The following is a 26,450-nucleotide window of genomic DNA, read 5'->3' as shown; positions in this document are numbered from 1 at the left end:
AACGTCAGCGGTCAATAAACGACGGCGCTTAAACAGCGACGGCGGCCGTCCCCCTGAAAGGGACAGCCGCCGTCGGGCGTTGCTGCATCTGCATCCCGGGACGTGATCCGGGCAGGCAGCGCTACTTGGCGTTCGCGCTGACTGACTGCTTGGGATCAAAGCTCGCCGCGGCCGTTGATCCGGGCTTGCCGGCCTCGGGAGCGGCGCCCGGGCTTCCGGCCGGCGGTGCCGCCGCAGGCTTGGGAGCAGGGGTGGCCGCTGCAACGAAGGCTCCGCGCGGGTTGTCGAGGTCCAACAGCTGCGTGGTGTCGCGGCCTGCGAAGAAGCTGATGATCCAGTTGAAGATCACACGGAACTTGCGCTCGAACGTAGGCATGGCCATACCGTGGTAGCCGCGGTGTGCCAGCCAGGCCAGCGGGCCCTTGAGGCCGATGCTGCCGACCAGGTTGATGTTGGCGACGCCCTTCCATTCGCCGAAGCCGGCAACGGCACCGAGGTTCTTGTGCTTGTAGTCCTTCAGCGGCTTGTCCCAGCGGGAAGCCCACAGGTTCTTCGCGAGGCGCTTGGCCTGGCGCAGGGCGTGCTGGGCGTTCGGTACGCAGGTACCGTCCGGCAGGCCACTGCCTGTGAGGTCCGGCACGGCTGCGATGTCGCCGGCAGCCCAGGCGTTCTCAACGATTCCCTCGTCCCCTCCGATGCGCATGTCAGGAAGGGTGCGGACGCGGCCGCGCGGCTCGAGCGGGAAGTCGGTGGAGCGGACCATCGGGTTCGCCTGCACGCCGGCAGTCCACACCAGGGTATCTGCTTCAAAGTCCTGCGCCGGCGTCTTGTCCGGGAGGTTGATGAGCTTGATGGAGCCTTCGGCGTTGTCCAGGGAGGTGTTCAGCAGGACCTCGATGCCACGGCTGCGCAGGTGCTCCACCACCCATTCGGCCTGCTTGGCCGTGACCTCGGGCATGATGCGACCCATTGCCTCAACCAGGACGAAGCGAACTTCCTCCTGCTTGATCCGCGGGTTGTTGCGGACCGCGGCACGGGCCAGGTCCTCCATCTCGGTGATGCATTCAATGCCGGCGAAGCCGCCGCCGACTACCACGAAGGTGAGTGCCTTGGCCCGGGCTGCGGGATCGGTCATGGTGGAGGCAACCTCAATGCGCTCCAGGACCTTGTTGCGCAGCGCAACGGCTTCCTCAATGGTCTTCAAGCCGATGCCCTTGTCCGCGAGGCCCTTGATCGGGAACGTGCGGGTGATGGCGCCTGCGGCCAGGACGACGTCGAAGTAGGGAATCTCGAACGTGTCGCCGCCGTCCGCGGGAGCCACTACGGCCGTGCGGTTGGCGTGGTCAATCGACGTCACACGCCCCTGGATCAGTTCGGTCTGCTTGAGGTGCTGGCGGTGGGAGACCACTGCGTGGCGGGCCTCGATGTTGCCACCGGCAACTTCGGGCAGGAACGGCTGGTAAGTCATGTAGGGCAGTGGATCCACGAGGGTGACGATGCCACCGGCATTCGCGATCTTCTTCTGCAGTTTGAGTGCTACGTACAGGCCGACGTATCCGCCGCCGACGACGAGTACCCGGGGACGGTCCTGGAGCTCTGGGGTGGTTGCCATGATTTAAGAGTACAGCACTTTGTGAAAATCTTCACTAACTAGCTTTTCCGCCTGAATCAACGGAATCCAAGACCCCTGTATCCGGCTCTTCCCGGGCCAGCCGAGGGTTTCGGGCAGCGCGGCGCAGCTGGAACACTGCTGCCGCGATGATCGCTATGAACAGGATGGCAAAGCCGATGACGACGGCGGCGCCAAGGGCGGAGTCACGCTGCGAAGGAGCCTCCACCGCGGGCACTGTCGCTTCGGGAAGGGTGGGGACGGCGCTGGCCACACCGGAGGTGGGAGCAGGTGCGGGCGAGGCAAGGTTTCCACCCCGGCGGTGTACACGGATCCAGTCCGAGATGGAGCCCAGCGGATTGGCCGCAGCCTCGGGCACAGGGTCCTTCAATGCCGCTTCGGCGTTCAGCACACCAAAGCCGTAGAGCGGGTCCTTCCCCGGTGCACCGGCGTCCTTCGCGGTACTGACGATCCTGTTGATGACCTGCCGGGCGCTCATCTCCGGCCATTTGGAACGGATGAGGGCCGCAACGCCGGCAACGATGGGAGCCGCTCCGGATGTTCCGGCCCACTCGGCGTAGCCTCCGCCCGGCAGTCCCCCGAGCAGGTTTTCCGCCGGAGCGGCCACCCCGATACTGATCCCCTGGGAGGACGAATCAATGCTCGCCACTCCCTTCCGGTCCAAACCCGCCACTGTCAACACGCCCGGGATGGTGGCGGGTGCGCCCACCTGGATGTTGCCGCCCACCCGGTTTCCGGCGGCGGCAACGATCACCACGTCCTTCTGCTCGGCATAGAGGAAGGCCGCATCCCAGCTTTGCGGCCACTGGGGCGTGGTGCTGCCCAGTGAAATATTGATGACTTTGGCGCCATTGTCCACTGCCCAGCGGACAGCCTCAGGAATCTGGTCCTGGTCGCTTTTTCCTGCCGGGTTGGGCGAACCCAGCCAGGTGGAGACGGACAGGATCTGTGCTTCCGGTGCCACGCCCACGATGCCATCCGGGCCCGTGCTGGAGGTGCCCGGGCTGGGTGAGGCCGTGGAAGTCGCCGGCTGGTGTCCGCGGCCTGCCAGCATGGTAGCCACGAGGGTGCCGTGTTCGGGCTTGCCGCCGATGCTCTTCTGTCCGTCAGGGCTTCCGGCACCTGAAACGTCGCGGCCGCCCGCCACAGCGCCCTTGAGGTCCGGATGCTGGGCGTCTACCCCGCTGTCGATCACAGCGACCTTGACGCCGGCACCTTTGGAGACCTCCCAGGCCTTCGTGATGCCGGACTCGGCCAGCCAGTACTGTTTGTCGCGCCATGAGTCGGCGTGGGCTGCAGGCGCTCCGGCAAGACCGGCAGCCAGGCTGCCGCCGGCAAGCATCATTGCGAGAAGAGCCGTGGCGGTCCGGCGGAGCCGGGCTGTTGCTCTGGTCATGTCGGGTCCCATGGTCGGTTAGCTGATGCTCAGGGCAATGCCGTCGAGAATGTCGTGTTCGCTGGCGGTGGCCGTGACGATCCGGCCTGCACTGAGCTCGTTAAGGCGTTCCAGGATACGCGCCCACACCAGCCCGCCGGCCCCAATCACATCCACCCTGCCGGGGTGCATGTACGGCAGCTGGGCGCGTTCGGTCCTGGACATTTCCAACAGGTCTTTTGCTGCGCCCCGGACCATTTCCAGAGGTAGTTCAGTGCCGTGGATCGCTTCAGGGGAATACTCCGGAAGTCGCAGCGCATGGGCTGTGATGGTGGTGATCGATCCGGCCACCCCCACGACGGCGGTGGCGCGTTCGAGCGGAACGTCCAGTCCCGCCAATGAAATGGCAGCGTCCACATCAGCCTCGGCAGCGGCAATCTGTTCCGGCGTCGGCGGGTCATCGCGGAGGTGCCGCTCCGTCAAACGGACGCAGCCGATGTCCACGGATTTGGCTGCCGTGACTCCGTCCGAGGTTCCGAGGACAAATTCCGTGCTTCCGCCGCCAAGGTCGACCACCAGCACCTGCTGGCCGTCAAGGACCGGCAGGACGCTGGCTGCCCCGGCAAAGGACAGCTCCGCTTCTTCTCCGCCGGAGATCACTTCGGGCTCAACCCCGATCAAGCCGCGGATCCCGTCCACGAATACCTGGCGGTTCCGTGCGTCCCTGCTGGCCGATGTGGCCACAAAGCGCACCCGTCCGGCACCGTGTTCGCGGATCATCCTGGCGTAATCGGCTGTGGCTGCGAAGGTACGTTCCAGCGCCTCCGGGGCGAGCTCGCCGGTGGCGTCCACGCCCTGGCCGAGCCGCACGACCCGCATTTCACGGACTACGTCCGTGAGTTTGGCGGACCCGTTGCTGCGGTCAATGTCGGCAATGAGCAGACGGATGGAATTGGTACCGCAGTCAATGGCGGCGACCCTGCTCATTCGGCGGCCCCGGCATGCCCCTGGCCATCCGCTGTCGCGCCCGCAGCGGTCCTGCGGACAGGAGCCGGCCGGCCCACAATCTCCGGCAGGCCCTGAGGCCCATGACGGCTCAGGTCCCTCGAGGGTGCCTCCCCCGCTGTGTCCCAGGCGCCGTCGCAGTAGCAGCGGTCGGTCGTCCACCATTCGCTAATGCCTGCGATGGCTTCGTCCCCCAGGGGATTGACTCCCGGTCCGGCGGCGAGGGAGTGCCCCACCAGGACGTGGAGGCACTTGACCCGGGTGGGCATGCCGCCTGCGGAGATCCCGTCGATTTCGGGGACCGCGCCGATGCCCGAACGCCCGCCAATCGCCTCACGTGCGGCCAGGTAGGCGTCGTGCGCTGAGCGGTAGGCTGCGGCCAGGGGCTCGTCGGCAGCGAGGCGTTCATTCATGGTGTTCATGAGACCAGCGGCCTCGAGCCGCGAAACTGCTGACGTGATCACCGGATGCGTCAGATAGAAGGTGGTGGGAAAAGGGGTGCCGTTGCTGAGGCGGGGCGCCGTGGCAGCCACCAGCGGATTGCCGCAAACGCAGCGGGCCGGGATTTCCACCACGTCGCGGACGGGCCGCCCCAGCTGCCGGCTCAGTACTTCAAGATCATGTGCCGATGGCTGACGTGAGTCCTCCGGCGCTGTTGTGTTTTCTCCCACTGGCGCGGGCCATCCTTCCTCTAGCGGTTCAGTCTGTGGCCGCACGCCTGATGGACTCCCACAGGGAATCCACCCACGGCAGATCGGCGGGGTCTTGTGATGCTGCACCGGTCTGGCCACTGCCTGATCCGGCCGGCAGGTCGCTGCCGAACACCCAGTAGCTGGTTTCACCCGGCATTACCATGTTAATGCGGTCGCGGGCCTGCTGTTTCACATAGTTGGGGTCCTGCCAGCGCGATACCTGCTGGCGCAGGCTGGCCTGCTCGGCCTGGCTTGCGGCGATGTCGGCGTTGAGCGCAGCGATTTCAGCCCGCTTATCAAAGAAAATCTTGACGGTGGGTGCCAGCATGATGGTGATGGCGATCATCACCACGGCGAGTGCAAGCATGCGCCCGGAAAATGCCTTGGCAGGAACCGGCTGCGCCTCATCCTCAGGCTCGTTGCCCTTGGCCTGGCTGCCTGATCCTGCGCGGGCAGCGGGGGCTTTGCCCTGATCCTTTGAGGGGCTGCCTGGGGAGGAGCCGCCGGGCTGGCCCTGCGCGGCGCCCTTTAGCGAGGATGCTCCGGCACGCGCGGCTCTGTCCTGTGACGTTCTGTCGTGTGAAGCCCGGGCACTGCCGGCATGCGCCGTGGAACCGCCAAATTGGCCCCGGATGATGTCGGCGGTGTCGGCTGTTTCCTTCGCTGGCCCGGAGGCCTTGGGAACTTTTGGACGGCGGGTAGCCATGACACTCCTGAAACGTACGGCCTGCCTGTGGCCGCAACTGTGTGGGCTGAAACAAAAACCAGGCTGAAACAAAAACCGGTGGCTATGGTCTTTCAACCATAGCCACCGGTCAGATGAGATTGCGGCTACTAGCCCTTGAAACGCGGGAAGGCGCTGCGTCCGGCGTAGCGTGCGGCGTCATCGAGTTCCTCTTCGATGCGCAGCAGCTGGTTGTACTTGGCTACACGCTCGGAGCGGGCCGGGGCACCTGTCTTGATCTGCCCGGCGTTGGTTGCCACGGAGATGTCGGCGATGGTGGTGTCTTCGGTTTCGCCTGAACGGTGCGAGGTGATGGTGGTGTAACCGGAGCGCTGGGCCATGCTGACGGCGTCGAGCGTTTCGGTCAGCGAACCGATCTGGTTGACCTTCACCAGCAGCGAGTTGGCGGTCTTGGTCTCAATGCCGCGCTGCAGGATGGAGGGGTTGGTGACGAACAGGTCATCGCCCACCAGCTGGACCTTGTCACCGATGGTGTCGGTGAGGGTCTTCCAGCCGTCCCAGTCGTTCTCGTCCAGCGGGTCCTCGATGGAGACCAGCGGGTAGTCGGCGACGAGCTCGGCGTAGTAGGCGCTCATCTCGGTGGAGCTGAGGGCCTTGCCTTCGAACTGGTAGGCGCCGTCCGTGAAGAACTCGGAGGAGGCAACGTCCAGTGCCAGGGCGATGTCCTGGCCCGGGGTGTAGCCGGCGTTCTTGATGGCTTCCTGGATCAGGTCCAGGGCTGCGCGGTTGGACGGGAGGTTCGGCGCGAAGCCGCCTTCGTCGCCGAGGCCGGTGGAGAGGCCCTTTTCCTGCAGCACGGCCTTGAGGGCGTGGTAAACCTCAACGCCCCAGCGCAGTCCCTCAGAGAAGGTTTCTGCGCCGAGGGGGACAACCATGAATTCCTGGATGTCGACGTCGGAGTCGGCGTGCGAGCCGCCGTTGAGGATGTTCATCAGCGGTACGGGCAGCACGTGGGCGTTCGGGCCGCCCAGGTACTTGTACAGCGGCAGGTCAGCGGAAGCGGCGGCTGCGTTGGCTACGGCGAGGGACACGCCCAGGATGGCGTTGGCGCCGAGCTTGCTCTTGTTGGGCGTTCCGTCCAGGTCGATCATTGCCTGGTCGATGCTGCGCTGGTCTGTGGCGTCGAAACCTGTCAGGGCCGGTGCGATCTGGTCGATGACCGCGTCAACGGCCTTCTGGACACCCTTGCCGAGGTAGCGGCCCTTGTCTCCGTCGCGGAGCTCAACGGCTTCGTGCTCACCGGTGGAGGCGCCCGAGGGGACTGCCGCGCGGCCGATCTGGCCATCGGAAAGCAGGACTTCAACTTCTACGGTCGGGTTGCCACGGGAATCGAGGATCTCGCGGGCGTGGATGGCATCGATAAGCGCCATGAATATGCTCCTTATGGGCGTTAACTGGGAGTCTGACAGCGGGAAAACTAGCGGAAAACTCGACGTCCTCGTCAGGACTAGCGTAGTCGAGAGTGGCGCGGGTTACGGAAACCTATCCATCACCCGGACGTCATTGTTCACGGAAACCCTCCTGGTAGCGGCCGACGGCACCGCGCAGGGCGCGCTCGGCATCAAATCCCCGGGCGCGGGCGGAGCGGACGATCGCGAACAGCACGTCGCCCAGTTCCTCTTCAGTTTCGGGGTCTTCAGTGCCGGGGCCAGGAACCGCAGCCTGGGGAAGATGCAGGCCGAATCCGCCGCGCTCGGCCCGGTCCAGGGACTTCTGCGCCCGGGCCAGCGCGGGCAGCGCCTGCGGGATACCTTCAAAAGGACCCTTTCGTTCCGGGCGTTCTGCCATCTTCACGGCATCCCACTTCTGCACGATCTCCTCCACCGTGGCGGGAAAGCTGTCCTGCAGTGACCCGTCCGGACGGAAGACGTGGGGATTCCGCCTGATCATCTTGGCACTCAGACCGCGGGCGACGTCGTCGAAAGTGAAGGTTCCACGTTCCTCGGCGAGCCGGGAGTGCAACACCACCTGGAGGAGTACGTCTCCCAGCTCGCCCTGGAGCTCCGCTTCATCCGCTCCGGTCTCGATGGTTTCCGCGACCTCGAAGGCTTCCTCGAGGAGGTATTCCACCAGTGAGGCGTGGGTAAGCGCTCCCATCCACGGGCAGTGCTCGCGGAGCGCAGCGATGATAGCGATGAGTTCCGCCGTCGGTGAATGCCCGGCGGAGGTGGAGGATCCGCTAGCCAAGGTTGGCGTAGGCGTCGTTGATGTACTCCACCAGGGCTTCCTTCTCTTCAAGGGGCAGGAAGGATGCTTCAGCGGCATTGAGCGTCAGCTCGAGCAGGTCATCGAGATCGTAGTCGAACGTCTCCACGAGCAGTTCAAACTCATCGGTCAGGGTCACGCCGCTCATCAGCCGGTTGTCCGTGTTGATGGTGACGTTGAAGCCCAGCTGGTAGAGCATGTCCAGCGGGTGGCTTTCGATGCCTTCACCAAAGCCGGCGATGGCACCTGTCTGAAGGTTTGAGGAGGGGCAGATCTCCAGGGCGATGCCGCGGTCCCGGATCCAGCTTGAGAGGTCACCCAGGGTGACCAGGCCGATGCTGTCCTCCGCATCCTCGCTACCGGATGCGTCATCGTCATCCTCGAATTCCACCATGATGTCTTCGGCGATTCGGACCCCATGGCCAAGGCGGAGGGCGCGCCCGTCCACCAGGGCTGACTGGATGCTCTCCAGGCCCGCAGCCTCGCCGGCATGGACGGTGGCCGGGAAGTTGTTCTGAGCCAGGAAGGTGAACGCATCCTTGAAACGGGCCGGCAGGAAGCCGTCCTCCGCGCCGGCAATGTCGAAGCCCACGGCACCCCTGTTGCGGTGCCGGACGGCAAGTTCAGCGATCTCCTGCCCGCGGTCCGCGTGCCGCATGGCCGTGATCAGCTGGCCCACCTGGATTTCCCGACCACTTTCGGCCACGGCGTCCACGCCCGCTTCCAGGCCCTCCTGGACGGCCTCCACTGCTTCATCGAGCGAGAGGCCGTTCTGAAGGTGCTGCTCGGGTGCCCAGCGCACTTCACCGTAGACCACGCCGTCATCGGCGAGGTCCTCCACAAATTCCTTCGCTACGCGGAACAGGCCTTCCTTCGTCTGCATCACGGCGACGGTGTGGTCAAACGTTTCCAGGTAGCGGACCAGTGAACCGGAGTCGGCGGACTCACGGAACCACTCCCCCAGGGCCACAGGATCGGTGGAGGGAAGGGTGTGGCCAACGGACTCAGCCAGCTCAATGATGGTGGCCGGACGGAGTCCCCCGTCCAGATGGTCATGAAGGGAAACCTTCGGAAGGCTCTTCAGGTCAAAATCAAGGGCAGGGGCAGTGTCAACAATAGGCTCAGTCACGTTCCAACCTTAGGGTCGGCGGGCGCCTAAAGCCAGCCGCTACTTGGTCCCGGGCTCGGCATCCAGAGCGCCGGCCGCGAGCAATGGGGATGGGCCGGGGGCGCCGACGGAGGCACCTGCCGGGCCGCCATCCAGCCACTCGTCCACTACCTCGGCGTCGTTGCGGGCGAGGTGCTTGTGCCACCAGCGCAGGAGGTGGTCGATGAGGATGCCCAGCACAATGGCGAACACCACGGCAATGCCGGCGCTCAGCAGCGGATTGTGATGGAGCCAGGGGAAGGAACTGGCCAGGATGCCAATGCCGATGGAGTAGCCCACCCAGGTGATGCAGGCAAAGGCGTCGAGCAGGAAAAAGCGGCGGTGCGCAAACCCCGTGCTCCCTGCCACATAGTTGACGGCAACCCTGCCCCACGGAATGTACCTGGCCGTGAAGATAAGCACCGCGCCCCGTTTTTCGAGCTCGTACCGTGCCCAGCCGAAGGCTTTCTGGACCTTGGCGCGGCGCATCCACTTCCAGCGGTTGAGGCCGATCCTGCGTCCCAGCAGGAAGGCCATGTTGTCACCGGCAATTGCACCCACCAGGGCGGTTGCACCCAGGATCCACAGGTTGGGCTCTCCGCTGTGCCGGGAAAAGGCCGCCAGAGCCACGATCAGGGTCTCGCTGGGGACCACCATGGCGAAGCCGTCCACAAAGAAAAAAACCAGCAGGACGGGGTAGATCCACCACTGACCCGCTGCATGGAGCACGGCCTCATTAATAAACTCCACGCGGGTCTTGCTCCTAGAGGAAAATGACGCAGCCAAAAGTGACGTAAATCGCTATTCAGTGTCCCACGGCCAGGGCGTCGTTCGCTACGCCCCGGCCGGGGGAACACTGAGCCAACGCTATCCCGGCGTGATGGTGCGGGTCGTCGTCCTGGGGGCTGATTTCCGGCGCCCACCGGGCTCCACCCACGGGTGGATTCTAGGGTTCCGGTTCTTTCATGCGCTCCACTACGGGGACCTTCCCGCGCAGCCGGTTGATGACCAGGTCCACTACGATTCCGAGCCCTACCGCACAAATGATGGCGATGACCGCCCCAAGCAGATGGTTGTCCTCAAACCACTGTCCAAAGAACAGGCCTATCCCGACTGAGTACGCGGCCCACAGCGTGGCGGAGAGGACCGTCAATCCGATAAAGCGCGGCCGCGGGTAGTGGGTCACTCCGGCGGTGAGGTTGACAGCTACCCTGCCGATGGGGATGAACCGCGCCACCAGGATGAGCGACGCCGGCCGCTTCCGCAGTTCAACGCCCGCCCACCGGAAGGCACTCTGCATCCGCGGACCGCGCATCCACCGCCAGCGGCGCGTTCCCACCGTGCGACCAATCAGGTACGCAATGTTGTCTCCTGAGAAGGCACCCACGGCAGCCACAAGCATCAGCATCCAGGGGTTGGGAACGTCAGCCGTCGCGGCCACAGCGGCCAGCCCCACCACCACGGATTCGCTAGGGATGGGAGGAAAGAAGCCGTCGATCAGGCAGCAGGCGAGGACAAGGAAGAGCACCCAGGGCTGCCCGGCCGCAGCGAGGATGAATTCATTGATGGCCTGCATTGTCGCTATGCTATTCGATCGATGATGAGCTGCTGGGCCGGCCGGGACCCGGGAGGTGCGATCACCACGGCATGCTCCAGCGATTCCCTGGCCCGTGCGAACTTCTCCGGGGTGTCCGTCAGCAGGGTCATCAGCGGTTCACCCGCGCGGACCACCGCCCCTGGCTTTGCATGCATCCGGACACCGGCACCCGCTTGGACAGCGTCCTCCTTGCGGGCACGGCCGGCCCCCAGACGCCAGGCCGCGACGCCCACCGCCAGGGCGTCCAGTTCCACCAGCACGCCGTCAGCGGGCGCATAGATGACTTCTGATTCCCTGGCTACCGGCAGCTTGGCCCGCGGGTCACCGCCCTGCGCCCCGATCATCCGGTTCCACACATCCATGGCCCGGCCGTCCTTCAGGGCCGCACGGGGATCAGCATCATGGACACCGGCGCACGCCAGCATCTCCTCGGCCAGCCGCACCGTCAGCTCCACCACGTCTTCAGGCCCTCCGCCGGCCAGGACTTCCACGGATTCCTCCACTTCAATGGCATTGCCTGCAGTGAGCCCCAACGGTGTATTCATATTGGTCAGCAGGGCTACCGTGTTGACGCCGGCGTCCTGGCCCAGGGCAACCATGGTCTCAGCCAGTTCCCGGGCCTGGGCCTCATCCTTCATAAACGCCCCGCTGCCCACCTTGACATCAAGGACCAGCGAACCGGTGCCCTCAGCGATTTTCTTGCTCATGATCGAGGAGGCGATGAGAGGGATGGCTTCCACGGTGCCGGTGACGTCGCGGAGCGCATAAAGCTTTTTGTCTGCCGGCGCCAGCCCGGCGCCGGCTGCACAGATGACAGCTCCAACGTCCTGGAGCTGCGCCAGTATTTGATCGTTGCTCAAATTGGCCCGCCAGCCGGGGATGGATTCCAGCTTGTCCAGGGTGCCGCCGGTGTGGCCCAGCCCGCGTCCGGAAAGCTGCGGGACAGCGACGCCGAAGACGGCCACCAGCGGAGCGAGCGGAAGCGTGATCTTGTCCCCCACTCCCCCGGTGGAGTGCTTGTCGCTGGTTGCCTTGATGCCGCCGTCGGGCCTTCGGAGGCTGGAGAAGTCCATCCGCTCCCCCGAGGCGATCATGGCGGCGGTCCAGCGCGATATCTCGCTTCGGTCCATGCCGTTGAGCAGGATGGCCATGTTCAACGCAGCCATTTGCTCGTCCGCGATAACGCCGCGGGTGTAGGCGTCGATGGTCCAGTCGATCTGTTCAGGACTGAGAACGCCTTTGTCCCGCTTGGTGCGGATGATGTCGACGGCGTCGAAAGCTTCAGTCTGTCTCGGGGCGGCTGTCACCGGGTCTCCTCCAGGTGTTGGGGGCCAAATGCATCGGGCAGCACCTGGTCCATGGTCTTGATGCCGGTTGTGGTCATGAGTTCCATATCAGGCGCCCGGAACTCATAGAGGAGCTGGCGGCACCTGCCGCACGGCATCAGCACATTGCCGCCGGCGTCGACGCAGTAGAACGCGCGCAACAGTCCGCCACCGGTCATGTGAAGATTGCCCACCAGTGCACATTCAGCGCACAGGCTCAGGCCGTAGCTGGCGTTCTCCACGTTGCAGCCGCTGACGATCCGTCCATCGTCTGTGAGGGCTGCCGCCCCCACCGAAAATCTTGAATACGGTGCGTAGGCGTTCTGCATGGCGTCGACGGCGGCGGCCTTCAGCGCCTGCCAGTCCTCAGCGCTTAGTTTTTCTCCCCGGCCGTAGTTTCCCATGCGGTTCAGCCCTTGACGTAGGGGATGCCGCTGGCGGCCGGGGGCCTGGACCGGCCCACCAGCCCTGCCACTGCAAGGACCGTCACCAGGTATGGCAGCATTGCCATGAACTGGCTGGGTACCGGCGTCCCGATGATGGTCACGATGCTCTGCAGGTTATCCGCGAAGCCAAACAGCAGGGCCGCGAAGAAGGCACCAATGGGGTTCCAGCGACCAAAGATCAGGGCGGCCAGGGCGATAAAGCCACGTCCACCGGAAATTTCCTTGGTAAAGCTGTCGATGGCCACCAGGGTGAAAAAGGATCCGCCGATTCCGGCAATGGCACCGCCAAGGGTGACGTTCCAGAAGCGGGTGGCGTTGACCTTGATTCCCATGGTGTCGGCGGCCTGCGGGTGTTCGCCCACCGCGCGGACCCGCAGGCCCCATTTGGTCTTGAAAAGGCCCACCCACACAACAAGGACGGCGACGTACATCAGGTAGCCCACCAGGGACTGCTTGAACAGGATGGGTCCGATGATGGGGATGCCCGACAGAACCGGAATTTCGATGTTGTCCAGGCCCGGCGGCGAGTTGAACTGCGCCTTGTTGGCCTGCATGACGGTACTGAACAGGAAGCCGGTGAGGCCGGAGACCAGGACGTTGAGGACTACGCCCACAATGATCTGGTTGACCAGGTACTTGATGCTGAAAAAAGCCAGGACCATGGAGACGACGGCGCCGGCCACGGCAGCGGCCACCAGCCCAAGCAACGGACTCCTTGTCATGCTTGCCACCATGGCGGCGGTAAAGGCACCGCCCAGGAGTTGCCCTTCGATGGCGATGTTCACGACGCCGACGCGTTCACACAGGACACCTGAGAGGGATCCAAAGACCAGCGGCACGGCAAGCGTGACTGATCCGGCGATGAGGCCTGCCAACGAGATGCTGGGAGTGCGCGCTCCGCCAACAACCCAGATCAGGAACGCTGCTGCAAAAACGACAGTGAAGGTGATCGGCAACCAGGTAGGTGCAGACTGGTCCTTGGTTTTGAGGAAGACCGCATACGCTGCGAGTCCCAGCAGGATCAGGGAAAGCACCATGCCACCGAGGAACGCGGGCACTTCAAGGGCGGGGAGCTGGAAGAAGTCGCCGGCGGTGGAGATGCCGAACTTCGCGGTCTGGTTCGGTCCCATCAGGCCAAAGAAGATGAAAGCGGCGAGTCCGAGGACGCCGAGCATCGCCGGGGTCTTCCAGGTGGCCGGTCTGGCCGAAACTGCAAGGGACTGGTCGGCGGCCCGCGGGGTGCCCGGCTCCCGCTTTCCCGGCAGGGGCGATGTTGCTGTTGTGCTCATGCTGCACCTCCGGTGGCTGCTGCCTGCTGGGACTTTCCGGCTTTCGCCGGCTTTTTGCGCCGCGGATTCAGCCCAAAGACCGCCCGCACCAGTGGCGGGGCCGCGATGAAAAGCACGATCAGTGACTGGACGACGAGGACGATGTCGATGGGGGTGCCGGTCTGGATCTGCATCTGGACTGCTCCGGCGCGGAAGGCGCCGAACAGGAGACCGGCTGCGAAGGTGCCCCACGGCGTCGAGCGTCCCAGCAGCGCCACGGTGATGGCGTCAAAGCCGTACGTTGCGGCTACGCCGTCCGTCAGGACTTTTTCCGTCCCCGCCACTTGGGCAACACCTGACATTCCGGCGAGGGCACCTGCCATGGCCATCACCAGGATGGTGGAGCGGGATACATTGATGCCCGCTGTCTGGGCCGCCTTGGGGTTGGCCCCGACAGCCCGGAATTCGAAGCCGACCGTGGAACGGTTCAGCAGCCACCACACCAGGACGGTAGCGGCGATGGCCAGGATGAACCCCAGGTGCAGCCGGTACTGTGAGCCGAGAATCTGCGGGTACACGGCCGTAGGATCCAGGATGGGGGAGATCGGGTTGGATTCCCCCGGCCGCTGGAAGGCCGGCGTATTCAGCAGGTATCCCAGGAAGTACAGCGCCACGTAGTTGAACATGATGGTCAGGATGACCTCGTGGGCGCCTGTCCGTGCTTTAAGGAGCCCAACGAGCCCGCCCCATAGCGCGCCGCCAACGATGCCGGCCACGAGGACCAGCAGCAGGTGCAGTCCAACAGGCAGGTGCAGTGCAAAGCCAACCCAGGCGGCGAGGATGCCCGCCATGATGATCTGCCCTTGGGCGCCGATGTTAAAGAGGCCCGCGCGGAAGGCCAGCGCCACGCCAAGACCGGCGGTGATGAGGGGCGTTGCGATGGTCAAGGTTTCCATCAGCGGGGCGAACTGGGCAGCCAGGCCGGAAGCCCTCGGGTTGAAGACTGCCCCTTGGAACAGGGCGATATAGGAGCCGGTAGCCGCGCTCCATACAGCGGAGAGGAAGTCAGTGGGCCGGGCGAGCAGATAAGAGGAGGTTGCTCCCACCCGCTCGTCGGTGCTGGCGATCAGCAGGCCGCCGATGACGAGGGCCAGCAGCACGGCCAGGACCGAAACCATGCCGCTGCCGGTGAAGATCCTCCGGGCCACGGAGTCCGGAGCACCGGGCAGTTTGCCGCTCTGCGCGGTGGCCGGAACCGCGGAGGGCTCCCTGGCTCCCCCGGCGGTATCCAGCGCAACCACCGCCGCTGTTTCTTCGGCTGCCGGGCTGGCTTCATGGGGTTTGCCTGCATGCTGCCCGGCAACGTGTTTGTGGGGATGCTTGTCAGTCATGGTCGCCTCCTTCGGCGGTGGAGGCTTGGGTGGTCCCAGGAATGTCCGGCGCTGTTCGCCTCTTCTCGGCGAGCGGCTTCTCCCCCGGCGCAGCGTCCGTCCGGGCCGCGTCCTCCGGGGAGATCCCGGCCATCATGAGGCCAAGGACGTCCCGGCCGGTTCCGGCCGGGACGATGCCCACCAGCTTTCCCTTGTACAGCACGGCAATGCGGTCAGCGAGTTCCATGACCTCATCCAGCTCCGTGGAGATGATCATGACCGGCGTCCCATGGTCGCGTTCAGCCACAATCCGGTTGTGCAGGAATTCGATGGACCCAACATCGACGCCCCGGGTGGGCTGCGAAGCGATGAAGAGCCGCAGCGGCCGGGACAGCTCCCGGGCCATGACCACTTTCTGCTGGTTGCCTCCGGACAGCGTCCCAGCTGCCAGGGATCCTGACTGGGTCCGGACGTCGAACTCACCGATCCGTGACTTCGCGTTCTCAAGGACTTTCGCCGGGCTCATACTGATCCCCTTGGCGAACGGAGGCTGGTCGTAGCGGTCCAGGATGAGGTTTTCGGCGATGGAGAACGTGCCGATCAGCCCGTCCACTGACCGGTCCTCGGGAACAAAGCCGACACCGGAGTTCAGGATTTCCTTGACGCTCCGGCCCAGGATCTCTTCCCCGTCGAGCATGATCGAGCCGTGAACCCGTTCCTGGAGGCCAAGGATCGCCTCGGTCAGCTCGGTCTGCCCGTTCCCCTGGACCCCTGCCACGGCAAGAATCTCGCCGCGCGCAATATCGAAGCTGAGGCCGTCCACCACGTGTTGGCCGCTCGGGGCGATGACGGTGAGGTCCTTGACCTGGAAAGTCTTCTCCTGGGGTTTTGCAGGGGCCTTGTCGAGGGTGAGGTTGACGGCCCGCCCCACCATCATCGATGCCAGTTCCGAGGTGGAGGCCCCGGGCTCGGCGGTGCCCACCACTTTGCCCCGCCGGATCACCGTGATGGTGTCTGACACAGCCTTAACCTCACGCAGCTTGTGCGAGATAAAAACGATCGAGGTTCCGTTGCCCTTGAGCTGGCGCATGATATCCAGCAGCTCATCGGTGTCCTGGGGCGTCAGCACCGCCGTCGGCTCATCCAGGATCAGGACGCGGGCCTCGCGAACCAGCGCCTTGATGATCTCCACCCGCTGCTGTACCCCTACGGGGAGGTCCTCCACCAGGGCGTCGGGGTCGACGTCGAACCCGTAGCGGTCGGAAATCTCGTTGATTTTTCGCCGGGTGTCATCCAGGTTGAGGAAGCCGCCGGCTTTGGTGGACTCGGCTCCGAGGGCAACGTTCTCGGCAACAGTAAATACCGGAACGAGCATGAAGTGCTGATGCACCATGCCGATGCCGGCGGCCATGGCGTCGCCCGGGCCGCGGAAGGAAACTGGTTTCCCATCGATGAGGATTTCACCCTCGGTGGGCTCGTAGAGCCCGTACAGCACATTCATCAGGGTGGACTTGCCGGCCCCGTTCTCGCCCAGCAGGCAGTGGATCTGTCCGGGTTCAACCACCACGTCGATGTGATCGTTGGCGAGCAGGGAGCCGAAGCGTTTAGTGATCCCTCTGAGTTCAAGTTTCAAAACTCTGACCAATCTCGAAGCGTCCGTATACCGACTGGACGGGATATGTGGCTGCAGCACCAGCCTAGTGCGTGCAGTCTTGGATGGGCGGTCGCGCCGGTCCGTAAAACTCCAACGAAAAGCGCCACCCCCGGCCAGTGGATGACTATCCGGGGGCGGCGCTTGGCCAGGATGCCTAAGCCTTGGGGCTTACCGGCGACTCGACCTTCAGCTTGCCGTCGATGATGTCCTTCTTGATCTGCTCCAGTTCCGACTTCACTTCCGCCGGGACCTGGGAGTCGAAGTTGTGGAAGGGTGCCAGCTGGACGCCGTCGTTCGCCAGAGTGCCCACGTAGGGCGTATTGGTGAACTTGCCGTCTTTATCGTCCTTAACCACTGTTTCAACGGCTTCGCCCATCAGCTTCATGACTGAGGTCAGCATGATGTCCTTGTATTCCGGTGCGGTCAGGAAGCCGTCGGAGTCAACCCAGATGAGCTTGACGTCTTTACCCGCCGCTTTCGCCTCCATGAGGGCTGCGCCGGCGCCTGCACCCACCGGGCCGGCGACGGGCATCACGATGTCCGCACCCTGGTCCAGGAAGTTCTGGGTGAGCTGCTTTCCGACGTCCTGCCTGACGAAGTCGCCGGTGAAGCTGCCGTCCTGGGCCGCCTTGTCCCAGCCAAGGACCTTGATGTCCTTACCCTTCTGCTCGTTGTAGTACTTCACGCCATCGACGTAGCCGTCCATAAAGATCGTGACGGTGGGAATCTTCATGCCGCCGAAAGCGGCCACCGTTCCGGTCTTGGTGCTGGCGGCAGCGAGGTAGCCGGCCAGGAACGCGGCCGGGGCGGTGTCGTAGACGATCGGCTTGACGTTGCTGAGTGGCGGGTCGTAACTGAAGTCAATGATGGCGAAGTGGTTGTTCGGGTTGGCCGTGGCCTGGGCCTTGGTGGCGTCACCGAGCAGGAAGCCCACGGTCAGGGTGAGGTCGCAGTTGGCGGCGACCATGGCACGCAGGTTCGGCTCAAAGTCATTGTTTGTCTTCGACTCGACCTGGTTGACCTTGATGCCAAGCTCGGCTTCAGCCTTCTTCAGTCCGTCGTAGGAAGACTGGTTGAATGACTGGTCGTTGAATCCGCCGGAGTCCGAGACGATGCAGCCGGTGTAGTCGCTGGCCGTCGCGGTCGGGCTGCCGGCTTCGGGAGGCGCACCGCAACTGGTCAGCAGGAGTGCGGTAGCACTCATGGTGGCCATGCCTACGACTGAACCGCGCTTAAGTTGTGCACGCAGTGATGTCTTCAAAATTCCTCCAGGATGAAGAGAGATGCGCTACGACGGGGATTCAATGAGTGTCTGTTTCAACCCTGAAATTCTGTTTTCACTGACGATCCGCAGCACTGCGCCGAAGCGCTCTGATACCAGTTACTTTAGTGGCCTGCGACACGTCAGCTAACACATCCGGGGCCCATTCTGAAGATTGTTGAGATTTTGTTACCAACGAGTAGGAGTTACCGCAATTCCCACTCCCCTGCCGTGCAAATTGAGCGCGAACGTACACTTGCGGCCCTGGGGAACTGGGGCCTCAAGTGTTCGTTCGCGCTGGCGTTGGGGACTAGAGACGGACCAGCATCTTCCCTGTATTGGCGCCGTCGAGGAGGTCAATGAAGGCCTGGGGCGCGTTTTCCAAACCATCCACCACTGTCTCGTCGTAGCGGACCGAACCATCGGCCAGCCAGGCTGCCATCTTCTCGGCGAACTCCGCACCGTGCTGACGCTGGCCCCCCACCAGGAAACCCCGGAGGGTCAGCTGCTTGCCGATCGCGAGCATGAGGTTTCTCGGGGCAGGCGTGGCCTCGGTGGCGTTGTACTGCGAGATGGCGCCGCACATGGCCACACGTCCGCCAACGTTCAGTTCGGCCAGCGCAGCCTCCAGGTGCTCACCGCCGACGTTGTCGAAGTAGACGTCAATCCCGTTACCGCCCGCTGCCGCCTTGAGCTGGTCCCGGACCGGAGCGTCGCGGTAGTTGAAGGCAACATCGAAGCCCAGGTCCAGGAGACGCGCCACTTTCTCCGGTGTGCCGGCACTGCCGATGACCCGGGAAGCTCCCATGGCCTTGGCGATCTGGCCAACCAGTGAGCCCACCGCACCGGCGGCGCCCGACACAAACACAACATCGCCAGGCTTGAATTCGGCCACCTTGAGCAGGCCTGCATAGGCCGTCAGGCCGGTCATGCCCAGTGCCCCCAGGAACGCCGACGGCGGAGCCAGATCCGTGCGGGCCACGGTGGTGGCGCCGGCATCCAGGACGGCGTATTCGCGCCAGCCCAGTTGATGGACGACGACGTCCCCCACCTTGCGCAGGTCAGAACTGGACGCGATCACCTCGCCCACCGCGCCGCCGTCGAGCACTGCATCCAGCGCGAACGGCGCTGAATAGGATTTAACGTCATTCATGCGGCCGCGCATGTAGGGGTCGACGGAGATATAGCGGTTGCGGACCAGGATCTGGCCGTCCTGGAGTCCGGGCAGCGCAGATTCGTCCAGCCTGAAGTTCTCCTGCGTGGGACGCCCTGAAGGCCGCGACGCAAGGCGGATCTCACGGGTTGAAGCGGGCAGGGCGGCTCCGTCCCATTCAGCGGTGCTCATGCTGCAAACTCCAGGATCTTGATGTCCACTGCCATGTTGCCGCGGGTGGCGTTGGAATAGGGACAGATTCGGTGGGCCTTGGCTACGAGCGCTTCGGCCGTGGCAAGGTCAAGCGCGGGGACCGCGATCTCCAGCTCCGCCGCGAGGCCGTACCCTTCACCACCTTCAAGGGCACCAAAGTGGATACGGGCAGCTACGGCTGAATCAGTGAGGTCGGCGCGCTCCTTCCGCCCGACAAGGCGGAGCGCGGAGTGGAAGCAGGCTGCGTAGCCGGCGGCGAAGAGCTGCTCGGGATTGGTGCCGGCACCGTCTCCTCCGAGTTCCACGGGGCTGGCCAGGGTGACGTCGAGCTTTCCATCCTTTGTGCGTGCAGTTCCGTCGCGGCCTTCGCCGGATGCAAGTGCTTCGGCGGTGTAAAGGGTTTTCACGGTGGTGTCCGTCCTGTTGGGAATAAAGGTGAAATTCATGGGCTGATTTGGCGCCGCTGTTGCGGGACGTGATTCAGCGCGGGTTGTGGAGTGCCTTGGTGAGCCTGTCCAGGGTGTCGCGAAGCTGCTCCAGTTCGTTGGCGGACAGTCCTGCCGCGTCGGCAAGGTGCTGGGGAATCCCGGTGGCCTTGGTGCTGAGGTCCAGGCCGGCGGGAGTCAGGTGGATGGCAACCCGGCGCTCGTCCTCGCCCGACCGCCGCCGCTCCACCAGGCCAAGTGCTTCGAGGCGCTTGAGCAGGGGTGAGAGGGTGCCGGAATCGAGTCCGAGCTCCTCACCCAGTTCCTTAACTCCCCTTGGCTCGCTTTCCCACAGAACGAGCATCACCAGGTATTGAGGGTAGGTGAGGCCCAATTCGTCCAGCACGGGCCGGTACACCGCGGTTGCCGCGCGGGACGCCGAGTACAGGGCAAAGCACACTTGGCGGTCAAGGCGGGGGGCTTCAGTCATGACTAAAACGATAGCGCACAACTAAATTGTGCACAACTTGGTTCTACAAAAGAAGCGCGAACGAACACTTGGGGCCCTTCGAAGGAGCTTAAGTGTTCGTTCGCGCGGGGGTTAGAGGTCCCGGATGGTCCTGAGGGCTGCGGCGGTGAGCACCTGGATTCCGTAACTCAAAGCGCGTTCGTCAACGATGTAGTCGCCGCGGTGCAGATCGTACTCTTCACCGCCCGGCGTCTTGGTGCCCAGGCGCATCATGGCGCCGGGACGTTCGGCCAGGAACCACGCGAAATCCTCGCCACCCATGGACTGCGGTGTCAGTACTACTGCACCCTCCCCGATTTCAGCCCTTGCCGCAGCTTCAATGAGCGCTGTTTCATGCTCGGAGTTCACTACCGGGGGTACTCCCCTGGTGTGTTCCAGGTGGACATCCACGCCGTAGGGAGCGGCCACCTGCTGCACTACTTCATCCAGCAGCTCGCCGGCGTCGTGCCAGGCGTCACGGTCCAGGCAGCGCATGGTGCCGGACATGTAGCCCGTGCCCGGGATTGCATTCGGGGCCGAGCCGGCGTTGATCTGTCCCCACACCACGGATACGCCGCTGCGGACGTCAACCCGGCGCGACAGCACAGCCGGCACATTCACGGCGATCTGGGCGAGGGCGAACACCAGGTCCTCGGTGAGGTGAGGGCGGGACGTATGGCCGCCGCGACCGCTGAGTTCGATCTTGATGGTGTCCGAGGCGGACGTAATGGCGCCGATGCGCGTACCGATGCGTCCGACGTCGATCCTGGGATCGCAGTGCAGCGCAAGGATCCGCGGCACACCATCCAGGACCCCTTGTTCAATGCAGGACAGCGCGCCGCCGGGCATGGTCTCTTCAGCAGGCTGGAAGATGATCCGCACGGTGCCGGCCAATGGGGACACCTGGTGCATCTCCTGGAGGACCAACGCCACACCAAGCATCGCGGCCGTGTGGATGTCATGGCCGCAGGCATGCGTCACGCCGTGGTTTTTCGAGGCGAACGGAAGCCCGGTCTCTTCAATGATGGGCAGGGCATCAATATCGCCGCGAAGGGCCGTGGCGATTGGGCCCACACCCACGTCCACCGTCAGCCCGGTACCTTCAAGCCGCCGAGGCTTGAGACCCGCCGCTTCGAGCCGTTCCACGAGCTTGTCGGTGGTGCGGAACTCCTTGAAAGACAGTTCGGGGTGCGCGTGCAGGTCCCGGCGAAAATCGATCAGTTCCGGGAGGAGCGGCTCCAGCCATGGCTCCACCAACGCGGTGGGTTCAGCTTCAGTAGTGTAATTGCGCACAGATTCACTCTAGCGAGCGTCTACAAAATAGCGTCATCACAGTCTGCGCATTACGGTTTGCGGGCAAGGAACCTAGAGAACGTCGGTGTCGCCGCTGGCCTTGAGCGCGTCAACGGCACCCTTGACCCGCTGGGCGTGCTGCTTGGTGGTCACCAGCAGGGCGTCCCCGGTGTCCACGATCACCACGTCCTTAATACCAATCAGTGCAATGACGCGCTTGGTGTCCGACACCACCACGCCGCTGGCGTTTTCGGTGAACACGCGTGCGCCCTCACCGATGACGGTGACATCATCCACTTCCCGTGCACTGTTGAGCCTGCCTACGGACGCGAAGTCCCCGACGTCGTCCCAGCCAAAAGTGCCGGGCACAACAGCAACGTCACCAGCGGCGGCGGCAGGTTCAGCCACCGCATAGTCGATGGCGATCTTGGGCAGCGTAGGCCAGACCCGTGCGGTGACTTCGTCACGTTCGGGGGTGTCCCAGGCCTGGGCGATCTCCTGCAGACCCTTGAAGAGTTCCGGCTGGTTGGCCTCAAGGTGCTTGAGCATCAGGGCAACGGGGGCCACGAACATGCCGGCGTTCCAGACGTACTCGCCGCTATCTACGTACTGCTGGGCAACGTCTTCGTCCGGTTTTTCCACGAACTCAACCACGGCCTGCGCGCTGGGGGCACCTTCAATATGGAGTTCCTGCCCGGCACGGATATAACCGAAGCCAGTGGACGGGTGCGTGGGCTTGATGCCGATGGTGACAATCTTGCCGGCAGCAGCCGTATGGATCGCCTCGCGGACAGCGCTTTGGAAGAGGTGGTCCGGGCTGATCACTTGGTCGGCGGCGAAGGAACCCATGATGGTGTCCGGATCCCGCTCATGGAGGATGGCCGCGGCCAGGCCGATGGCGGCACCGGAGTCCTTCGGTTCGCTTTCGAGGACAAGGTCCGCGTCCTGCACCTCGGGCAACTGGCGGCATACAGCTGCCCGGTGCGCGGTGCCGGTGACAACCAGTACACGCCGCCCTGCAAGGGGCTCCAGCCGGTCATAGGTAGCGCGCAGCAGGGTGCTGCCGGAACCCGTGAGGTCGTGGAGAAACTTCGGGGCTGCTGCACGCGACAGGGGCCAGAGGCGGGTCCCCACTCCGCCTGCCGGAATCACCGCTATAAAGCGGTTCAGGGGTGAAGCCGGGCTTGTCACTTTGTCTGTATTCATCACGGCCTACTTTAGCGGACCGGCTCGAACAACCTTTTTAAGCGCTTGCCCGGGGCACCCAGAACCGCCGGATCATGTGGCGTTCGTCTCAAACGGGCGGAAAACCGCGTCAGTACGGGTCACCAAGGAACCCCTAAATTGAATAAGCTATGAGCGAAGCCTAGATTTAGGCCTGAGCTACGAGTGCTCTCGCAGCAGGCGTTCCCCCCGCGTGGATCTCATGCCAGCGCCGCTGTGTTGCAGGGAGGTTTATTCAGTGCCGACAAAACCAGCTGGCACCTTGTACCGCGGCCGTGAAGGCATGTGGTCCTGGGTAGGACACCGTATTACCGGTGTTGTGATCTTTTTCTTCTTGTTGGTCCATGTGCTGGACACGTCACTGGTCCGGGTATCCCCTGAGGCCTACACCGCTGTCATCGGTACGTACCAGAATCCCCTGATGGCCCTGGGCGAAACGGGTCTTGTTGCAGCAATCGTGTTCCACGCCTTTAACGGCCTGCGCATCATTGCAGTTGATTTTTGGAAGAACGGCGCCAAGTACCAGCGCCAAATGCTCTGGGCCGTTCTCGGGCTTTGGGCCGTCACCATGGTGGCGTTCTCCATCCGCCACCTGTCCCTCGCTTTCGGAGGTCACTAAAACATGACTGCGACAATTCAGAACCCACGCAGTGGACAGAACAGCAGTGGAAAGATTGCCCCCCAGTACCGCCGCACAGGCGCATCCAGGGGCAACTTCGAGATGCTGGCCTGGCTGTTCATGCGCTTGTCCGGCGTGGTGCTGGTGGTGCTGATCTTTGGCCACCTCTTTGTGAACCTCATGGTGGGTGAAGGCATCCACGCCATCGACTTCGGCTTTGTGGCCGGCAAGTGGGCTGACCCGTTCTGGCAGGTCTGGGACCTGGCCATGCTGTGGCTGGCCATGCTGCACGGCACCAACGGCGTCCGCACCATCATCAACGACTACGCCGAGAAGGACTCCACCCGTCTCTGGCTCAAGATCGTCCTCTACGCGGCCACCACCGTCATCATCGTCCTGGGCACGCTGGTGATCTTCACCTTCAACCCGTGCCCCATGGTGGACGGTGTTCCGCTGCCCGGCGGCTTCTGCCCCGCTGCGTAACAGCTTTATCCGGAGCCCGCGGCCTCGCCGCGGGCCCAGTTTTGCGGAGCAGGCAACGCCCGCCCGTTGTTTTATAGCGAATTTTGAGAGAAAGAGCGTCTGGTATGCAGGTCCATAAGTACGACGTCGTCATCGTCGGTGCCGGTGGCGCTGGCATGCGCGCCGCGATCGAATCCGGTCAGCGCGCCCGCACAGCAGTACTGACCAAGCTCTACCCCACCCGCTCGCACACAGGTGCGGCGCAGGGTGGCATGTGTGCGGCCCTTGCCAACGTCGAGGAAGACAACTGGGAATGGCACACGTTCGACACCATCAAGGGCGGCGACTACCTGGTTGACCAGGATGCCGCTGAAGTCATGGCGAAAGAAGCCATCGACGCCGTCCTGGACCTGGAGAAGATGGGCCTGCCGTTCAACCGCACGCCTGAGGGACGGATTGACCAGCGCCGCTTCGGCGGCCACACCCGCGACCACGGCAAAGCCCCCGTCCGCCGGGCCTGCTATGCAGCAGACCGCACGGGCCACATGATCCTGCAGACGCTCTACCAGAACTGCGTCAAGCACAACGTGGAGTTCTACAACGAGTACTACGTCCTTGATCTCCTGACCGTCGAAGAAGACGCAGTCCGTGAGGACGGAACGCCGTACAAGCAGAAGCGCGTTGCCGGCGTCGTGTCCTACGACCTCGCCTCCGGTGAGCTGCACGTCTTCCAGGCGAAGTCCGTGGTGTTCGCCTCCGGCGGTGCGGGCAAAGTCTTCAAGACCACCTCGAACGCACACACCCTGACCGGCGACGGCATGGGCATCGCGTTCCGCCGTGGCATCCCGCTGGAGGACATGGAGTTCTTCCAGTTCCACCCGACAGGCCTCGCGGGCCTGGGCATCCTCCTTTCCGAGGCAGCCCGCGGTGAAGGTGCCATCCTGCGCAACTCGGAGGGTGAACGCTTTATGGAGCGCTACGCCCCCACCATCAAGGACCTTGCACCGCGTGACATCGTGGCCCGCTCCATGGCCAACGAAGTCCGGGAAGGCCGCGGCTGTGGCCCCAACAAGGACTACGTCCTCCTTGACCTGACCCACCTGGAACCGGCGCACATCGACGCCAAACTCCCGGACATCACCGAGTTCGCCCGCACCTACCTCGGTGTTGAGCCCTACACCGAGCCGGTTCCGGTGTTCCCCACCGCGCACTACGCCATGGGCGGCATCCCCACGAACATCACCACCGAGGTGCTCCAGGACAACGACACTGTGGTGCCGGGCCTGTACGCCGCGGGCGAGGTTGCCTGTGTTTCGGTCCACGGTTCCAACCGTCTCGGCACCAACTCGCTCCTGGACATCAACGTGTTCGGCAAGCGTGCAGGCATCGCCGCAGCTGAATACGCCAAGACGGCCGACTTCGTGGAGCTTCCCGAAGACCCGGAGGCCTACACGATCGAGCTGCTGAACATCGCCCGCAACGGCAACGGCGACGAGAAGGTGGCCGTGATCCGCAAGGAACTCCAGGACACCATGGACGCCAACATGCAGGTTTTCCGCACGGCAGACACGCTGAACCAGGTCCTGCGGGACATCGCTTCCTTCGAGGAGCGGTACCGGCGCATCACGGTCCAGGACAAGGGCAAGCGCTTCAACCTGGACCTGCTCGAAGCCGTTGAGCTCGGCTTCCTGCTCGAGCTTGCCAAGGTGATGACCGTGGCGGCCCTGCACCGCGAAGAATCCCGCGGCGGCCATTTCCGCGAGGACTTCCCGGACCGCAACGACGAAAAATTCATGAAGCACTCCATGGCGTACAAAGACATCGTTGCCCCGGCCGGGGGCACGGACGGAACCGCAAAAACAACAGCGGGCATCCGGCTCGATACCAAACCGGTTGTCTTTACCCGCTACGAGCCGATGGTGAGGAAGTACTAAGATGTCAGCTGAAATTGCTGAGCCAGCCTCAAAGATTGAGCTGCCTGCCCATGTTGGAGGCGGCGGCGAAATCCCCACTTTCGACGTCACACTGCGGGTCCGCCGCTACAACCCCGAAGTCTCCGAGGACGCCACCTGGGATGACTTCACGCTGACGATGTACGGCACGGACCGGGTCCTGGACGCCCTGCACAAGGTCAAGTGGGAGATCGACGGCAGCGTCTCGTTCCGCCGCTCCTGCGCGCACGGCGTCTGCGGCTCCGATGCCATGCGCATCAACGGACGCAACCGCCTCGCCTGCAAGACCCTCCTGAAGGACCTGGACACGTCCAAGCCCATCACGGTTGAGCCCATCAAGGGCCTCCCCGTGGAGAAGGACCTGATCGTGGACATGGAGCCCTTCTTCCAGTCCTTCCGCGAAGTGATGCCGTTCCTGATCAACAAGGGCCACGAGCCCACCAAGGAACGCCTGCAGTCCGCCGAGGACCGTGAGCGCTTCGACGACACCACCAAGTGCATCCTCTGCGCCGCGTGCACGTCCTCCTGCCCTGTGTTCTGGACCGACGGCCAGTACTTTGGGCCTGCCGCGATCGTCAACGCCCACCGCTTCATCTTCGATTCCCGTGATGACGCCGGCGACATGCGCCTGGAGATCCTCAACGACAAGGAAGGCGTGTGGCGCTGCCGCACCACCTTCAACTGCTCCGAAGCGTGCCCCCGCGGCATCCAGGTCACGCAGGCAATTGCCGAGGTCAAGCAGGCCATCCTGTCCCGCAAGATCTAAGTTGCTGTTTACTTAAGGCACAAATACGACGGCGTCACCTCCCAACAGGGCCCCAGACAGAGGGTCCCCTGCCCGAGCTTGCGAGGGTAGGGAATGTAGGGGGAGGGGCGCCGTC

At 63.9% G+C, this 26,450-nt stretch carries 26 protein-coding genes; 4 read left to right on the top strand and 22 right to left on the bottom strand.

Annotated features, from left to right (window positions below; all coding sequences use genetic code 11):
- Nucleotides 1-121 precede the first annotated feature (121 nt).
- The 22 genes from F8G81_RS06690 to F8G81_RS06585 form a co-directional block, all read right to left on the bottom strand.
- The gene (locus F8G81_RS06690) at nt 122-1,612 is read right to left on the bottom strand and encodes an NAD(P)/FAD-dependent oxidoreductase (RefSeq protein ID WP_267278227.1); all 1,491 of its coding nucleotides are present in this window, start codon (nt 1,610-1,612) and stop codon (nt 122-124) included.
- 34 nt (nt 1,613-1,646) lie between these two features.
- Nucleotides 1,647-3,026: a S8 family serine peptidase gene (locus tag F8G81_RS06685; protein WP_267278226.1), complete on the bottom strand. Its 1,380-nt coding sequence runs from the start codon at nt 3,024-3,026 to the stop codon at nt 1,647-1,649.
- A gap of 18 nt (nt 3,027-3,044) precedes the next feature.
- The gene (locus tag F8G81_RS06680; protein WP_267278225.1) at nt 3,045-3,992 is read right to left on the bottom strand and encodes a Ppx/GppA phosphatase family protein; all 948 of its coding nucleotides are present in this window, start codon (nt 3,990-3,992) and stop codon (nt 3,045-3,047) included.
- Entirely contained in the window at nt 3,989-4,681 is a 693-nt protein-coding gene (locus tag F8G81_RS06675) for a DUF501 domain-containing protein (protein ID WP_267278224.1), read from the bottom strand. The genes F8G81_RS06680 and F8G81_RS06675 overlap by 4 nt, the downstream gene beginning before the upstream one ends.
- Nucleotides 4,682-4,709: 28 nt before the next feature.
- Nucleotides 4,710-5,408: an FtsB family cell division protein gene (locus F8G81_RS06670; RefSeq protein ID WP_267278223.1), complete on the bottom strand. Its 699-nt coding sequence runs from the start codon at nt 5,406-5,408 to the stop codon at nt 4,710-4,712.
- Between the two features lie 128 nt (nt 5,409-5,536).
- Nucleotides 5,537-6,817, bottom strand: coding sequence for a phosphopyruvate hydratase (eno, locus tag F8G81_RS06665; protein WP_267278222.1), 1,281 nt, complete (start codon nt 6,815-6,817; stop codon nt 5,537-5,539).
- 130 nt (nt 6,818-6,947) lie between these two features.
- Nucleotides 6,948-7,544: a MazG nucleotide pyrophosphohydrolase domain-containing protein gene (locus F8G81_RS06660; protein ID WP_267279139.1), complete on the bottom strand. Its 597-nt coding sequence runs from the start codon at nt 7,542-7,544 to the stop codon at nt 6,948-6,950.
- Nucleotides 7,545-7,626: 82 nt separating this feature from the next.
- On the bottom strand, nt 7,627-8,781 hold the full coding sequence (locus F8G81_RS06655; protein ID WP_267278221.1) for an adenosine deaminase: 1,155 nt from the start codon (nt 8,779-8,781) through the stop codon (nt 7,627-7,629).
- 39 nt (nt 8,782-8,820) lie between these two features.
- Complete coding sequence (locus F8G81_RS06650; RefSeq protein WP_267278220.1) at nt 8,821-9,549, bottom strand: DedA family protein; 729 nt, start codon at nt 9,547-9,549, stop codon at nt 8,821-8,823.
- A 55-nt stretch (nt 9,550-9,604) separates the two neighbouring features.
- Complete coding sequence (locus tag F8G81_RS06645) at nt 9,605-9,736, bottom strand: hypothetical protein (RefSeq protein WP_267278219.1); 132 nt, start codon at nt 9,734-9,736, stop codon at nt 9,605-9,607.
- Between the two features lie 9 nt (nt 9,737-9,745).
- Complete coding sequence (locus F8G81_RS06640; RefSeq protein ID WP_267278218.1) at nt 9,746-10,375, bottom strand: DedA family protein; 630 nt, start codon at nt 10,373-10,375, stop codon at nt 9,746-9,748.
- Nucleotides 10,376-10,380: 5 nt separating this feature from the next.
- Nucleotides 10,381-11,703, bottom strand: a complete 1,323-nt coding sequence (locus tag F8G81_RS06635) for a thymidine phosphorylase (RefSeq protein WP_267278217.1) — start codon at nt 11,701-11,703, stop codon at nt 10,381-10,383.
- Entirely contained in the window at nt 11,700-12,125 is a 426-nt protein-coding gene (locus tag F8G81_RS06630) for a cytidine deaminase (RefSeq protein WP_267278216.1), read from the bottom strand. The genes F8G81_RS06635 and F8G81_RS06630 overlap by 4 nt, the downstream gene beginning before the upstream one ends.
- A gap of 5 nt (nt 12,126-12,130) precedes the next feature.
- Nucleotides 12,131-13,456, bottom strand: a complete 1,326-nt coding sequence (locus tag F8G81_RS06625) for an ABC transporter permease (RefSeq protein WP_267278215.1) — start codon at nt 13,454-13,456, stop codon at nt 12,131-12,133.
- Nucleotides 13,453-14,826, bottom strand: coding sequence for an ABC transporter permease (locus F8G81_RS06620; RefSeq protein WP_267278214.1), 1,374 nt, complete (start codon nt 14,824-14,826; stop codon nt 13,453-13,455). Before F8G81_RS06620 ends, F8G81_RS06625 begins: the two co-directional genes overlap by 4 nt.
- Nucleotides 14,819-16,438 (bottom strand): ABC transporter ATP-binding protein, encoded by a 1,620-nt coding sequence (locus tag F8G81_RS06615; RefSeq protein ID WP_267278213.1) that lies wholly within the window; start codon nt 16,436-16,438, stop codon nt 14,819-14,821. Before F8G81_RS06615 ends, F8G81_RS06620 begins: the two co-directional genes overlap by 8 nt.
- A gap of 175 nt (nt 16,439-16,613) precedes the next feature.
- Nucleotides 16,614-17,720 carry a BMP family lipoprotein gene (locus F8G81_RS06610; RefSeq protein ID WP_416377110.1) on the bottom strand — a complete coding sequence of 369 codons (1,107 nt, stop codon included), beginning with the start codon at nt 17,718-17,720 and terminating at the stop codon, nt 16,614-16,616.
- Between the two features lie 310 nt (nt 17,721-18,030).
- Entirely contained in the window at nt 18,031-19,065 is a 1,035-nt protein-coding gene (locus F8G81_RS06605; protein WP_267278211.1) for an NADP-dependent oxidoreductase, read from the bottom strand.
- The gene (locus F8G81_RS06600; protein WP_267279138.1) at nt 19,062-19,493 is read right to left on the bottom strand and encodes an organic hydroperoxide resistance protein; all 432 of its coding nucleotides are present in this window, start codon (nt 19,491-19,493) and stop codon (nt 19,062-19,064) included. Before F8G81_RS06600 ends, F8G81_RS06605 begins: the two co-directional genes overlap by 4 nt.
- Nucleotides 19,494-19,566: 73 nt before the next feature.
- Complete coding sequence (locus F8G81_RS06595) at nt 19,567-20,001, bottom strand: MarR family winged helix-turn-helix transcriptional regulator (RefSeq protein ID WP_267278210.1); 435 nt, start codon at nt 19,999-20,001, stop codon at nt 19,567-19,569.
- 111 nt (nt 20,002-20,112) lie between these two features.
- A complete protein-coding gene (locus F8G81_RS06590) occupies nt 20,113-21,312 on the bottom strand; it encodes an amidohydrolase (protein WP_267278209.1) in 1,200 nt (399 codons plus the stop codon).
- Between the two features lie 72 nt (nt 21,313-21,384).
- Nucleotides 21,385-22,518: a mannose-1-phosphate guanylyltransferase gene (locus tag F8G81_RS06585; protein WP_267278208.1), complete on the bottom strand. Its 1,134-nt coding sequence runs from the start codon at nt 22,516-22,518 to the stop codon at nt 21,385-21,387.
- Nucleotides 22,519-22,819: 301 nt separating this feature from the next.
- Here F8G81_RS06585 and sdhC point away from each other — a divergent pair, with 301 nt between their 5' ends.
- From sdhC to F8G81_RS06565, 4 genes are all read left to right on the top strand, one after another.
- The gene (gene sdhC / locus F8G81_RS06580) at nt 22,820-23,155 is read left to right on the top strand and encodes a succinate dehydrogenase, cytochrome b556 subunit (protein WP_323809237.1); all 336 of its coding nucleotides are present in this window, start codon (nt 22,820-22,822) and stop codon (nt 23,153-23,155) included.
- 3 nt (nt 23,156-23,158) lie between these two features.
- Nucleotides 23,159-23,638 carry a succinate dehydrogenase hydrophobic membrane anchor subunit gene (locus F8G81_RS06575; RefSeq protein ID WP_267278206.1) on the top strand — a complete coding sequence of 160 codons (480 nt, stop codon included), beginning with the start codon at nt 23,159-23,161 and terminating at the stop codon, nt 23,636-23,638.
- Between the two features lie 104 nt (nt 23,639-23,742).
- Nucleotides 23,743-25,551, top strand: a complete 1,809-nt coding sequence (sdhA, locus tag F8G81_RS06570) for a succinate dehydrogenase flavoprotein subunit (RefSeq protein ID WP_267278205.1) — start codon at nt 23,743-23,745, stop codon at nt 25,549-25,551.
- Nucleotide 25,552: 1 nt separating this feature from the next.
- The gene (locus tag F8G81_RS06565; RefSeq protein ID WP_267278204.1) at nt 25,553-26,335 is read left to right on the top strand and encodes a succinate dehydrogenase iron-sulfur subunit; all 783 of its coding nucleotides are present in this window, start codon (nt 25,553-25,555) and stop codon (nt 26,333-26,335) included.
- Nucleotides 26,336-26,450 lie beyond the last annotated feature (115 nt).

This window comes from Arthrobacter sp. CDRTa11, from assembly GCF_026427775.1.
In the GTDB taxonomy this organism is placed as follows: Bacteria; Actinomycetota; Actinomycetes; order Actinomycetales; family Micrococcaceae; genus Arthrobacter.
Note: the sequence above shows the minus strand (reverse complement) of the source record. Positions and strands in the feature narration are given on the sequence as shown.